The sequence below is a fragment of the Methylobacterium soli genome, assembly GCF_008806385.1.
GTDB classification, from domain to species: Bacteria; Pseudomonadota; Alphaproteobacteria; order Rhizobiales; family Beijerinckiaceae; genus Methylobacterium; species Methylobacterium soli.
Genome location: NZ_VZZK01000038.1, coordinates 39,445 through 51,862, shown reverse-complemented (window position 1 = coordinate 51,862; position 12,418 = coordinate 39,445). Strand labels below are relative to the sequence as shown.

Here is a 12,418-nt window from a genome sequence, read left to right as displayed (position 1 = left end):
CGACACCCCCGAGCGCATGTATGCCGAGGCCGGCCTCGACGCCGACGCCATCGTGGCCCTCGTCCGAGACACCCTGCCCGAGCGCAAGGCCCGCGAGGTCAACGTCGTCAGCGTCGGCCGCCGTCCGCGCTGAGCCCCGGCCTCACACCGCCTCCCCCACCATGGCCTGGCGCTGGCGGTCGAGCTCCTCGCTGTAGCGCTTGAGCGTGTGGCTCTCGGTCAGGAGGCCGATCACCCGGCGGTCGGCCTCGCCGTCGACAACCGCCAGCGCCTCGCTCTCGGCCCGGTCGAAGGCGGCCGAGGCCTGCTTGGCGTTCATCTCGGCGGTCAGGAAGTCCTTCGGGTAGCGCAGCACGTCGGCGAGGCGCGGCTCCGCGCCGCTCTCGGCCTCCCGCGTCGCCGCGTGCGCCTCCGGCACCAGCACGATGCCGGCATAGCGGTCCTGCCCGTCGACCACGATCACCCGCGAGGGCGAGCCGAGGGGATGCGCCCTGAGGAAGGTCGCCATCGTGGTATCGAGGGGCACCGGCCGCACGTCCTTGCGCATCAGCCGCCCCACCGTGAGGTTGCGGATCCAGCCGACATCGTGGGCGGAGCGGATGCTCTCCCCGCGCAGGTGGAAACGCCAGGTGGCGAAGGAATACCCGAAGGTCTTGCGCACGGTGAGCGAGGAAGCGATCACCGCCACCAGCACGAGGCCGGTCACCGGGAAGCTCCCGGTCAGCTCGAGCGCCAGGAACGTCATGGTGAGCGGGCCGCCGATCACCGCGACGGCCAGGGCGCTCATGCCGATCACCGCGTAGGCGAGCGGCGTCAGCCCGAACACCGCGATGCCGGGCGCGATCTCGGGCGCGAGGGCGGCGAAGAGCTTGCCGGCGATCGCCCCGAGGAAGAGCGAAGCGAAGAACAGGCCGCCCCGGAAGCCCGCGCCGATCGAGATCGCCGAGGCGGTGGCCTTGGCGGCGAACAGCACCGCGAGGGCGCCCGCCCCGGGATGCAGCTCCTGCGCGCCGAGGAGCAGGTGGAGCGCGCCGTGCCCGCTCGAGAGAACCTGCGGCGAGGCCGCGAGCGCCAGGGCGCCGACGCAGAGGCCGCCGAGCGCCGGACCCGCCACCCGCGGCAGGCGGCTCGCCGCAACCCCCTGCTCCACGAGCGTCACGCCCCGCATGATCAGGATGCCGAGCAGCGCGCAGACGAGGCCGAGGGCGAGGCTCGGCAGGGTGTCGGCGCTGGTCAGCGTCGAGGTGGTGATCGCCCGGATCCCCTCGATCTCGACCAGCGGCGGCGTCGGCAACAGGGCGCGCGCCACCACGCTGCCGCAGAGCGCGGCCACCACCACCGGCGTCAGGGTGGCGATCGTGTAGGTGCCGATGATGAGCTCGAACGCGTAGAACGCGCCCGTCAGCGGCGCCCCGAAGGCGGCCGCGATCGCGGCGGCCGAGCCGCAGCCGACGAGGGTGCGCAGGTCCCCCCGCCGCATCTCGAAGGCGATGCCGAGCCGCGAGGCGATCCCGGCCGAGATCTGGGTGTAGCCGGCCTCCAGCCCCACCGAGGCGCCGCTGCCATTCGAGATCACGTTCTGGACCGAGACGTAGACGGAATCGCGCAGCGACATCCGCCCCCCATGCAGCGCGTTGGCCTCGATCGGGTCGATCACCGGGCGTTTGCGGCGCCCGCGCCAGCGCCCGGCCGCGAAGATCAGGAGCCCCAGCAGAACGCCCCCGAAGGCCGGGCCGAGCAGGAGGGCCAGAGGCGAGACCGCGTCGCTCGCGCTGAGACGGATGCCGGCGGGCAGCCGATAGATCGCCTCGCGCAGGGCCTGCGTGACGTAGCCCATGCCCGAGATCGCGACCCCCGCGAGGCAGCCCGTGAGGGCCGCGAGCAGCACGAGCCCGCTCTCGCTCGCGCGCACGAGGGACCTGAGCCGGCCGGGCGCCTGGATCAGCGTGCGTCCGGCCAGGCGGCGGCGCGGCGTCGCGCGGGTCGGCGTCATCGGCGGCGGTACGGCGGATACGAACTCACCCGCCATCCTTACGGCCCCACCGGCGCGGCCGTCCACAGCGGCGCGATCGGGTGCGAGAGGACGCTTGAAATGCCGGCGGCCCCGCGATAAACCCCGCCCCAGTGCCGCCGTAGCTCAGTTGGTTAGAGCACCAGATTGTGGATCTGGGGGTCCCCCGTTCGAGCCGGGGCGGTGGTACCATCGCGTTTTCGCGCGCGTTCCGGAATTGTCCGAAGGGTCGGCCGCCTGCCGGCCCTTTTTCGCGCGCAGTCCTTCCTGTGCGGCAGCCGACGCCGTGTCCGGATCGTTGCCCATCACCGGCCGCCGCGCGCGTGATCCTGATAGCGGATCGGCAGGGGCCGAATCCGATGGCGGTGCACGAGGCTTCGTGCGTTCGGGACCTACCGCATTGCGGGATCGAATGACGCCGGTGCGCAGTTCTCGTAGGGCTGGTTAAGGTTGCCGGCGCGGGAGGATCGTCGCATGTCGATGTCGCTCGAGATTGCGGTCACGGAGGTCGAGGCGTCGGCGCGCGCCGCGCGGGACGCGATCGATGCGCGCCTGGCCCGGCTGCCCGAGGACCAGCGGCCCGATTTCTGGCGGATCGTCTCCATCATCTATGCCCGCGGCATCGCGTATGCGGAGCCGGCCGCGCCGGCGCCCGCGCCGACGCCCGCGCCGATCGTCGAGCTCGCCGCCTGAGACGGGGGCGCCGAGCCGAGACCCGGCGGACGGGGTGATCGCGGAGCGAGCAAACGCCGCCGGAAAGACTGCGCGATCCTGACAACACGTGGTGGATCCGGCGCTGCGCCGGCCCGGTTCTCGGGCCCCGAGAGAATCGGCGCGCTGTCGCGCCGGGGTGACACCACGCGGGCGCCGAAGCGGGCGCCGCATTTTGCCCACAACCGTCACGCGGAGGCCACAACCTCGGCCGTGTTGTCGCCACATCTGTCAAGATACAACGGGCTCGTCGGCGTCGTTAACGGCGCGTGAAGGGGCTTCGGGTCACAGATGCAGGGTCGCACCGTAGGGTCGTCTCGGAACGCTTCCGCCGCCGCGCGCTTCGGCGCGGGACCGGCCGCTCGTCATTCGGCGCCTCGCAACGACGCCCTCACGGTCACCCCGAAGGTCGGGCGCCAGCACGGCAGCCGCCCTGCCCTCACCCGCTCGATCCTGTCCATGTCGCTGCTCGCGGGCGGCCTCAGCGCGGTGCTGATCGGGTCGGGCGTCGAGCTCGGCAAGATCGGGCTGGAGCAGGCGGTGCCCTCCGCCCAGGCCGCCACCGAGCTGGTGATGCCCCGCCCCCGGGTCCAGACCAGCGCCGTGCCGATCCTCGCCCCGCCCCCCGCCGTGCTGACGGCCTCGGCCGCCTTCGCGCCGGTCCACGACCTCGACACCGAACTCGGCTCCAACGCGGTCGACCGGGTCTCCTACGATTTCCTCCTGTCCGAGAGCGCGGTCGGCGACCCGAACGACATCATCGAATTCGGGCCGATGAAGATCCGCCGCCACCTGGTCCAGACCATCGTCAAGGCGGCCCAGGCCGTTCAGACCGATCCGGTGCTGCTGATGGCGGTGGCCGACAAGGAATCGAGCTTCATCACCGCCGTTCAGGCCAAGACCTCCTCGGCCACCGGCCTCTACCAGTTCATCGAGCGCACCTGGCTCGGCGTGGTGCGGGATTTCGGCGGCAAGTACGGCCTCGCCCAGGACGCGGCCCTCGTCGTCAACGACCCCAACGACAAGCCCTCGGTCAGCGACCCGTCCGAGCGCGCCCGCATCCTCGAATTGCGCCGCGACCCCTATCTCTCGGCCCTGATGGCCGGCGAGATGCTGAAGCGCGACGCTGGCCGCATCGCCCTGCGGATCGGGCGGGAGCTCTCCCTCGGCGAGGTCTACCTCGCCCACTTCCTCGGGCCCGACGATGCCGAGGCGTTCCTCGCCAAGGTCGTGGACAAGCCCAAGGCCGCCGCGGCGCAGCTGCTGCCCGGCCCGGCCCGGGCGAACCGTTCCATCTTCTTCGCCGCGGGCCGCGGGCGCCGCAAGGCGGCGAGCCTCTCGGTGGCCCAGGTCCACGAGAAGTTCGAGGCGATGATGAGCGCCCGCGGCGCGCGCTACCGCGACGTCCGGGCGGTCTCGGGCGTCATGGCCTACGCGGCGGCCGACTGACGGCCACGGGCCGACTGACAGCCGGCAGCCGACGAGCGGCCGCCCGAGTTGCGGAACGGCACCGTTTCACCGCCAGCGCGCAACTGACGGCCGCTTGCCGACTTTTCTCCAGGGACGAACGCGCATCCGCGCGGGTTCGGGTGGGCAGATCGGGGGCAGCGTTCGATGATCGCGAAGCATGACGGATCGGAGATCGACGGCCGCGGCAAGCGGCCGGCCGAGACGCTGACGCCCGGCATTCCCCTCGACCAGATCGGCCAGACCCTCGCGTCCTTCTACGACGCTCTGGTGGCCGAGGGCATTCCCGAGCATCTCGCGAGCCTCGTTCGCCAGGTTCGGCAATCGGAGACCGATTACGCCGCCGGCAGCGCCGCGCCCGCCCCCCAGGAGAGCGAACGGACCAACCGCCTCGCCCTCGTGGTCGAGGACGATCCACAGGTCCGCGCCCTCGCGGAGGCGCTCCTGGAGGAGACCGAGCTCGGCGTCATCGGCTGCGACAGCGCCGAGGCGGCCCTCAACGTTCTGCAGGCCCGCGGCGGCGAGGTGGCCCTCGTCTTCGCGGATGTGCGGCTCGCCGGGCAGATGGACGGGCTGCAACTCGCCCGCGCCGTCTCCACCCTGTGGCCGCGGGCGCGCCTCGTGATCACCTCCGGGCAGCCGGTGGCGCGCCCCGAGGTGCCGGCCGAGGCCGTGTTCATCCCAAAACCCTGGCGCGCCCTCGACGTCCTCGTCGAGGCCGAGCGCGCGGCCTGCACGCCAAAACCGCCCCTGCGGTGATCCCCGGCTGGCAGGTTCCAAGGGCCGGCACCGGTCTTCCGGCACGACGCTCAAGGCTCCCGCGGCCCCGCCCCGATTCCCGCCCCGGCACAATCCTCGACGGGCCTGCCTCTTGCATCCGGGCTGCGTTGCCGCGCCGGGCCGCGGCGGAGCCCGACCCTTGCCGATCCTGTCCGTCCACCACGTCACGACCTACCGCTACCGGCAGCCCGTCGCCTTCGGGGAGCACCGGATCATGTTCCGGCCCCGGGACAGCTACGATCAGCGCCTGATCGACACCAGCCTGACGATCGAGCCGCCGCCGAAATCCCTGCGCTGGCTGTTCGACGTGTTCGGCAATTGCGTGGCGGTGGCGACCTTCGAGGGCCGGGCGACGACGCTCTGCTTCACCTGCGGCATCACCCTCGACCACACCCCCGAGCACATCCCGGTCTTCCCCCTGGCGCCCCACGCGACCCATTATCCCTTCGGCTACGGCGCCGAGGACATGCCGGACCTGATCCGGACCATCGAGCGCCAGTATCCCGACCCGCGCCACGAGGTCGATGCCTGGGCCCGCAGCTTCATCCCGGCCGAGGGGCGCATCCCGACCCAGGAGCTCCTGGCCGCCATCACCCGCAGCGTGCGGCAGACCTTCACCTACCACGCCCGCAGCGAGAAGGGCGTGCAGGATCCCGTCACCACCCTGCGGATCCGGCGCGGTAGCTGCCGCGACTTCGCGGTGCTGATGATGGAAGGCGTCCGGGCCCTCGGCATGGCGGCCCGGTTCGTCTCCGGCTACCTCTACAACCCGCGCGGCGACCGCGAGCGGCACGTGGGCGGCGGCTCGACCCATGCCTGGCTGCAGGTCTACCTGCCCGGGGCGGGGTGGGTGGAGTTCGACCCCACCAACGGCATCGTGGGCAACCGCGACCTGATCCGCGTCGCGGTGGCGCGCGACGCCCGCCAGGCCGTGCCGCTGCACGGGTCCTTCTTCGGATTTCCCGCCGACGACCTCGGCATGCGCGTCGAGGTCGACGTGGTGGAGATCGATCCGGCGCAGGCGCGCTCCCGTGCGCCCGCCTTGCTGCCGACCCGCTGACGCGCCAGATTCGGCGCCGTCGCGACCCCGCCGGCCGAGCCCCTCGACGGATCCTCGGCCTAAGCCCACGAGGTGTCCCCGGCGCGACGGCCTCGCGGCAGGGGCTCCCCATCCAGAGAGGCGTTGCCCGCCATGAAGATCAGGACCGGGTTCGACATCGCCTTCGAGGCGCCGCAGCCGACGCCGATGATCCTGGCGCTGAGCGTGCACCCCTCGCGCATGCCGGACGTGCTGACCTCCTCTGAGCTCCACTTCGACCCGCCGATTCCGAGCCAGGCGTTCCGCGACGGCTTCGACAACATCTGCACCCGCATCGTCACGCCGCCCGGGCGCCTGACGATCTCGGCCGATTTCACGGTCCAGGATAGCGGCCGGCCCGACGAGGTCGCCCCGGATGCCCGACAGATCGCCGTCCAGGATCTGCCCGATGAGGTCCTGGTCTTCCTGCTCGGCTCCCGCTACTGCGACACCGACAAGCTCTCCGAGACGGCCTGGTCGCTGTTCGGCACCACGCGCGAGGGCTGGTCCCGGGTCCAGGCCATCGTCGACTACGTCCACGAGCGCATCCGCTTCGACTATCAGCGCGCCGACGCCACCCGCACCGCCTGGGACGGCTTCATGCAGCGCCACGGCGTCTGCCGCGACTTCGCGCATCTGGCCGTCGCCTTCTGCCGCTGCATGAACATCCCGGCCCGCTACTGCACCGGCTATCTCGGCGATATCGGCATCGCGCCGGTGCCGGACCCGATGGATTTCTCGGCCTGGTTCGAGGTCTATCTCGACGGGCCTCAGGGGCCGCGTTGGTACACCTTCGATGCCCGCCACAACACGCCGCGGATCGGCCGCATCCTGATGGCTCGCGGGCGGGACGCCACCGACGTCGCCATCACGACGAATTTCGGTTTCACCCACCTCGCCCGCTTCGACGTGCACACCGACGCGGTCGCCTGAGCGAAAATGCGGAATCGCTCATGATTTGTTCCATGGGCGAGGCCCTAGAGGCCGTACGTTCCCGCACTGCGGCGGGCGTTTCGGCCTTCCGTCCTGCGCGGTGATCCAAAATCTTCGATGCCGGTGGAACCGCCAGCCTATGCTTACGCTTGTATAGCAAAGGTTACTGCACAGGTAGGCTCCACGATGAAGACCCTTGCTAGCGCATTCGCGGGCATCCTCGGTGTCTGTGTTCTTGCCGCGTCCCCCGCGATGGCGGCCTCGTCCTACGACCCCTTCGGCGCGAGCAGCGCCGACGATTATTACGCGGGCGACGATCAGCCCTACGGCTATCAGCGCAGCCCGAGCCAGGGCTACTATCCGCAAGGCTACGGACAAGGTGTCCAGGCCGCGCCGCAAGCTCAGGTCCAGCCGATCCCGCGCGAGCTCGTGCAGTTCAACGCCAACTACAAGCCCGGCACCATCGTGGTCTCCACCGCCGAGCGCCGCCTCTACTTCGTGCTCCCGAACGGCGAGGCCATTCGCTACGGCGTCGGCGTCGGCCGGCCCGGATTTACTTGGTCGGGCGTCAAGACCGTGACGGCCAAGCGCGAGTGGCCGTCCTGGACCCCGCCGGCCGCCATGATCGCCCGCCGTCCCGACCTGCCGCGCTACATGGCTGGCGGAATCGAGAATCCGCTCGGTGCCCGCGCCATGTATATCGGCAACACCGAGTATCGCATCCACGGCTCCAACGAGCCGGACACGATCGGGCAGGCGGTCTCCTCGGGCTGCATCCGGATGACCAACGACGATGTCACCGACCTCTACGAGCGTGTGAAGGTCGGCGCCAAAGTCGTTGTGATGAATTGAGTTTCTGATTTCAAAACTTGAGGGCTCTTGTTGAGAGCCTGAATGAAAAGGCCGCGCCATCCTGCTGATGGAGCGGCCTTTTTCATGTCATTCACGATGCGAGCCACGCCCCCTCAGGGAACGACCCGGCCGATGGCGGTCTGCGGCGTGCTGAAGGAGGCGATCGGCAGGTCGCAGAAGCAGCGCGCGCCGAGCGGCCTGGGGCCGGGCAGCGGGCAGGAATAGGGCTGCGGACCGCTCAGTCCTTGCTGGACTGCGTCGCAATTCAGTCCTGCTGCCCGCCTCGGGGCAGGACGCGCCCGCTCTTCGTAATAGCCTCGGCGCGGCGGCGGACGATCGTAACCCTCGTCGTCATACTGCGCATGCGCGGTCTGCGATCCCAACGCGCCGGCGAGGATCACGGCGGCAAAGCCGATTCGATAGGCGGGTCGCATGGCAATTCGTCCTCTTGGATGCCGGGGTCCCACTTCGCGCGGGCCGGGCTCTGCCATTTCCGGCAATGCGGGCGAAAACGAGACGGCCCGCCCCGCGCTCTGCGGAACGGGCCATTCGTGTCGTCAGCCAGAGCCGGCCGGAGGCCGGCGTGCCGCGCCTCAGGAATTGGTGTTGCGCGCAGCCTGCTCGGCGTCCTGCGCGGTCTGACGAGCCGCATCGGTGCCCTGATCCATCGCCTTGCGGGCGTGGTCGGCACTCTCCTGCATCACGGACTTGGCCTTCTCGGCGCCCTGCTGAATCGCCGTCTGGGCGAGACCGCCGAACTCCTTGGCCTGAGCCTGGATCGCTGCGAACTGCGTCCGCACGAATTCGGCTTGATGCTGCATGGCTTCCTGAATGTCGCGGGAGCGCACGAGCTTCTGGGCGAGATCGAAAGCGGCGTTCACATTCTGCTCCGCATACTCGAACCCGCGGGAGGAGATGTCTTGAGCATTGGTCCGGGCGGCTTCGGCCGAACCCTGAACCGTGTCCGCCGTGCGACGCGCCGCACCGATGAAGCTGTCGAACGCCTTACGGGCCTGATCGACGCTCTTCTCGGCGAAGTCCCGCATCTCGCCCGGCACCTCATAATTGGGGGTATTGCTCATGTTCGTCTCCTCTCGTTCTTCGGTGTTGATGCATCGTTGTGCGCTGCACAATAACACACCTGCCGGCCTATGCCACCCTGGCCGGGGGCATTAAGGTTGACATGACGTAAACGTGTGACGGGCTCTTGAAGTGTCCAGCGCCACGAGGCAGTCCGGCCTACAATAAGGTCTCGGTAACGAAGTTTTTTCAACGATACGGGTCCGGATGACCGACGGCGGGGCTGAGGCTGCAATTTTGGAGGATCACGAGGCGGTTCATGCCGCGTTGCAGTTGTGGGCGCACGATTCCCAGTTGCGGAACCTCCTCACGGATGCCGATGCCGCCTATCTCGTGCTCGGGCACGCCGGAACACGCCTCCTCCACGCCTCAGCCGGTGCCCGAGGCCTCGCCGCCGGGCTGACACCCTCGGACGCCGACCGGACGCTACCGGGGTGGCTGAGCTCGCAGATCGACCGGCTCGGCGACTTTGCCGACAGGCCTCGGCTCGCACGCCTGCGTCTCGACGATCGCTGGATCGCCGCCCCGACGACGTGCCTTCTGGCGCGTCGTGCGATCGGCGATGACGCCTTGTTGCTCGTCGTCTTGATGGAGAAGGCACCCGGTCTGCGCGCGCGGGCGTTGCGACAGGGCCGGGCCGCAAGTCTGCATGACGCCGGCCGTAACACCGTCCGGCCTGCGGAAACGGATGTGCCACCTGCCCCGCCCCTCCTGCAGCAACCTGCTTCGGCGGAGGCCGCCGTGGGGGATCGCTTCGTCTGGCGTACCGACCACCGCGAGATTGTTGCGGAGATCTCCGGGAAAGGCGCTGACAAGGTTCGGACAATGCTGGCCGGCCGAAGCTGGAAATCCCTGGCGGCTGAAGGCCACCTCGCGGGAGCTGCGCCTTTGCTCACCGCCATCGCCGAACGCCAGACCTTCCGGGCGATCCCGGTCATTCTCGTAGATGGTGGAGGGCAGCACCGGTTCGAGCTTGACCTGTCTGGATCGCCTCGGGCACGCGCTGGCCAGCCCTTCGCGGGCTATGCGGGTTTTGGCCTGATTCGGGCGGTCTCCGTACCGAGTCCTCCACCTGCATTGCCTCGAAACGCGCCAGACCTCATTTCTTTCGGTATGGCAACGCTCGATCAGCAGGCGGCAGATGCGAGCGAGCCTGCCCCTCGGTCCGATGGAGAGGATGCTCCCGTACGGGCTAGCACCTTGGCGCCTGCAGCCCTGACCCTTGCGGCGCTTTCCCTTGTCGCTCTTGTGCCGGCGGCCCGCTTCGGGCTGACCTGGACCTCAGGAAGCCGAACGATTCCGGCCAATCGCCGCCGCGAGCGGGAGCCTGTGTCGCACGAAGGGGATGCTCCGGCGGCGGTCATCGAAGCTGCCGATCGCGCGCGCGAGAACGCGCAAGCCGCCATCGCGGATGCGCAACCGGATCTCACGCTCAACGAGCACGCAGCCTTCCGTGAGATTGCGCGTGCGCTCGGTGCCCGCTTCGAGGGCGACGAGCCTTTCCTGGCGCAGGACGCGGCTCTAGCCACAAGGGGAGCCGGTGGAGCGGTCATGCCCTTCCCGGTGCCGCGCCCGATCGATGCCCGAAGCGCCGAGCCGAACCGGACCGAGGTCGCGGCTCTCCTTGCCGGCTTGCCGGTCGCGCTTCTCGTCGCCCGCGGGGACTCGATTCTCTACGCCAACCGCTCCCTCCTCGATCTTGCGGGTTTCAGCGACCTCGCCGATCTGGAGGCACGAGGCGGCATGCCTGTCCTCTTCAAGGGCCTGCCACCGCGTCTGCACGTCGGACCTGCCGCCGACATGGCTGGGCAGACGACCGGGCCCGTCGCGCTCATGACGCGCGATGGTGGCAGCCGCGAGATCGACCTGGCCGCGTTTGCCGTGGAATGGGACGAAATGCCGGCGGAAGGTCTCCTGATTCGGGAGACCCGTGGCGACGATCCCGCCCGCCAACTCGCGGCCGAGCGCGTCGCGCAGACGTTCCGCGAAGCCCACGCCGCCGAAGCGCGCACCGCACTCGATGCCCTCGACGACGGCGTTCTGACGCTCGATGCTGCCGACCGGATCGTGACCGTCAATCGGGCGGCAGCGGCCTTCCTCGATTGCGCGGCGCGCGAGGTGGTCGGTAGCAATTTCATCGGATTGTTCGATCCAGACAGCGTCATCGCGGTGCGGGCTGGTCTGCAGGCGCCGGGAGGCCCCGCGCGCGAAGTCACCGTGCGCGGAGCGACCGGAGCGCCGAGGCTCTCGTTGCGCGTCGTGCGAAGCGACGGGGAAGGAAGCCGGATCGCGATTTTGCGCGGCCTTGGGACCGACCTCAACACCGTCGATCCGGTCGAAAATGAGCGCGGCTCCGCTGACGTTGCGGGGAGTTGGAAGGCGGACTTTCTCGCGAAGGTCAGCCACGAGATTCGGACGCCGATGAACGGCATCCTGGGTTTTGCCGACGTGATGCTCAAGGAGCAATTCGGTCCGATCGGCACGGATCGCTATCGGGATTACCTGCGCGACATCCATGCTTCGGGCGAGCAGGTCCTCGCTCTGGTCAATGATCTCGTCGATCTCGCTCGGATCGAGGCTGGGCGGTTCGAACTGGCCTTCGGCCCTGTCTCTCTCAACGATCTCGTTTCGAGTTGCGTGACGTTGCTTCAGCCGCAGGCGGCCCGCAACCGAATCGTCGTTCGGACGAGCTTTGCGGCCGACGCGACGATGCTGTTGGTCGATGAACGGTCGATGCGCCAGGCAGCACTCAACATCATCGCGAACGCTATCAAGTTCACGGAGGCCGGCGGTCAGGTGATCGTCTCCACGACAATCGCGGAGCGGGGCGAGGTTGCGTTGCGAGTGCGCGACACAGGCATCGGCATGACCACCGACGAGATCGAAGCAGCCCTCGAGCCCTTTCGCGAGGTGTCAGTTTCCGGCCCACGCAAGGGCGGCGGCACAGGTCTCGGCCTGCCGCTGACGAAAGCGCTCGTCGAAGCCAATTACGGCCGCTTCCGGATCACCAGCCGAAAGGACGGAGGAACACTCGTCGAGATGATGTTTCCGGCGGCCCGACAGGCGAGAAGCGCCTGAGTGAAACCTGCCTCTGTCGACCTTTCCGAGAAGACGGACGTGGCCAGAGTGGCTTGTGGCTTGGCGGGAGACCCAGATCGCCAGCGCCTCCGCGGCTCACAGGTTTTGAGACAGAGGCAGCGCTCTGTCAGAACGGCTCGCGCGTATCTTGCGGGAAGAACGGCCTCTCCGACGAGAGGTGGCTTCGATGATGATCCGGGTCACTTTTTGCATCGGAACCGATGCCGCAAATGAGCAGAGATGTCCTGAAGCTGGACGCGGCCCTGCGAGAATCTGTTCAAGGCGCCATGCCACTTTCGGCGACGATACGGAATCCGGTCGGTTCCTGAGCCCTTTTCGATTATGGCGGAGGGACGCGCTCGGCTGGTCGCGAGGCTTGTGGTTTGGCATGCCAAAGCATTACCGCCGAAGGATAATTCCAGTCCTCC

General features: G+C 69.0%; 10 protein-coding genes and 1 tRNA gene. 8 read left to right on the top strand and 3 right to left on the bottom strand.

Features of this window, described 5'->3' with window-relative positions:
- Positions 1-142 precede the first annotated feature (142 nt).
- Positions 143-1,993 carry a chloride channel protein gene (locus tag F6X53_RS26250; protein ID WP_151003906.1) on the bottom strand — a complete coding sequence of 617 codons (1,851 nt, stop codon included), beginning with the start codon at positions 1,991-1,993 and terminating at the stop codon, positions 143-145.
- A 133-nt stretch (positions 1,994-2,126) separates the two neighbouring features.
- Here F6X53_RS26250 and F6X53_RS26245 point away from each other — a divergent pair.
- From F6X53_RS26245 to F6X53_RS26215, 7 genes are all read left to right on the top strand, one after another.
- Positions 2,127-2,203, top strand: a tRNA-His gene (locus F6X53_RS26245).
- 282 nt (positions 2,204-2,485) lie between these two features.
- Positions 2,486-2,704 (top strand): hypothetical protein, encoded by a 219-nt coding sequence (locus F6X53_RS26240; RefSeq protein ID WP_151003904.1) that lies wholly within the window; start codon positions 2,486-2,488, stop codon positions 2,702-2,704.
- A 309-nt stretch (positions 2,705-3,013) separates the two neighbouring features.
- Positions 3,014-4,171 (top strand): transglycosylase SLT domain-containing protein, encoded by a 1,158-nt coding sequence (locus F6X53_RS26235; protein ID WP_151003902.1) that lies wholly within the window; start codon positions 3,014-3,016, stop codon positions 4,169-4,171.
- A gap of 237 nt (positions 4,172-4,408) precedes the next feature.
- The gene (locus tag F6X53_RS26230; RefSeq protein ID WP_151003912.1) at positions 4,409-4,948 is read left to right on the top strand and encodes a response regulator; all 540 of its coding nucleotides are present in this window, start codon (positions 4,409-4,411) and stop codon (positions 4,946-4,948) included.
- Between the two features lie 160 nt (positions 4,949-5,108).
- On the top strand, positions 5,109-6,029 hold the full coding sequence (locus tag F6X53_RS26225; RefSeq protein ID WP_151003900.1) for a transglutaminase family protein: 921 nt from the start codon (positions 5,109-5,111) through the stop codon (positions 6,027-6,029).
- Positions 6,030-6,161: 132 nt separating this feature from the next.
- The gene (locus F6X53_RS26220) at positions 6,162-6,980 is read left to right on the top strand and encodes a transglutaminase-like domain-containing protein (RefSeq protein ID WP_151003898.1); all 819 of its coding nucleotides are present in this window, start codon (positions 6,162-6,164) and stop codon (positions 6,978-6,980) included.
- Between the two features lie 186 nt (positions 6,981-7,166).
- The gene (locus tag F6X53_RS26215; protein WP_151003896.1) at positions 7,167-7,832 is read left to right on the top strand and encodes a L,D-transpeptidase; all 666 of its coding nucleotides are present in this window, start codon (positions 7,167-7,169) and stop codon (positions 7,830-7,832) included.
- Between the two features lie 113 nt (positions 7,833-7,945).
- Here the strand turns inward: F6X53_RS26215 and F6X53_RS26210 are convergent, their stop codons facing one another.
- A complete protein-coding gene (locus F6X53_RS26210; RefSeq protein WP_151003894.1) occupies positions 7,946-8,266 on the bottom strand; it encodes a hypothetical protein in 321 nt (106 codons plus the stop codon).
- A 159-nt stretch (positions 8,267-8,425) separates the two neighbouring features.
- Positions 8,426-8,914 (bottom strand): phasin, encoded by a 489-nt coding sequence (locus F6X53_RS26205; RefSeq protein WP_151003892.1) that lies wholly within the window; start codon positions 8,912-8,914, stop codon positions 8,426-8,428.
- Between the two features lie 205 nt (positions 8,915-9,119).
- Between F6X53_RS26205 and F6X53_RS26200 the strand changes: the two genes are divergently transcribed.
- Positions 9,120-11,990 (top strand): sensor histidine kinase, encoded by a 2,871-nt coding sequence (locus F6X53_RS26200; protein ID WP_151003890.1) that lies wholly within the window; start codon positions 9,120-9,122, stop codon positions 11,988-11,990.
- Positions 11,991-12,418: the final 428 nt, after the last annotated feature.

Coding starts and splice junctions, on each gene's coding strand:
- F6X53_RS26250 (WP_151003906.1), bottom strand. CDS start 1,993: ATGACGCCGACCCGCGCGACGCCGCGCCGCCGCCTGGCCGGACGCACG.
- F6X53_RS26235 (WP_151003902.1), top strand. CDS start 3,014: ATGCAGGGTCGCACCGTAGGGTCGTCTCGGAACGCTTCCGCCGCCGCG.
- F6X53_RS26210 (WP_151003894.1), bottom strand. CDS start 8,266: ATGCGACCCGCCTATCGAATCGGCTTTGCCGCCGTGATCCTCGCCGGC.
- F6X53_RS26220 (WP_151003898.1), top strand. CDS start 6,162: ATGAAGATCAGGACCGGGTTCGACATCGCCTTCGAGGCGCCGCAGCCG.
- F6X53_RS26240 (WP_151003904.1), top strand. CDS start 2,486: ATGTCGATGTCGCTCGAGATTGCGGTCACGGAGGTCGAGGCGTCGGCG.
- F6X53_RS26205 (WP_151003892.1), bottom strand. CDS start 8,914: ATGAGCAATACCCCCAATTATGAGGTGCCGGGCGAGATGCGGGACTTC.
- F6X53_RS26200 (WP_151003890.1), top strand. CDS start 9,120: ATGACCGACGGCGGGGCTGAGGCTGCAATTTTGGAGGATCACGAGGCG.
- F6X53_RS26215 (WP_151003896.1), top strand. CDS start 7,167: ATGAAGACCCTTGCTAGCGCATTCGCGGGCATCCTCGGTGTCTGTGTT.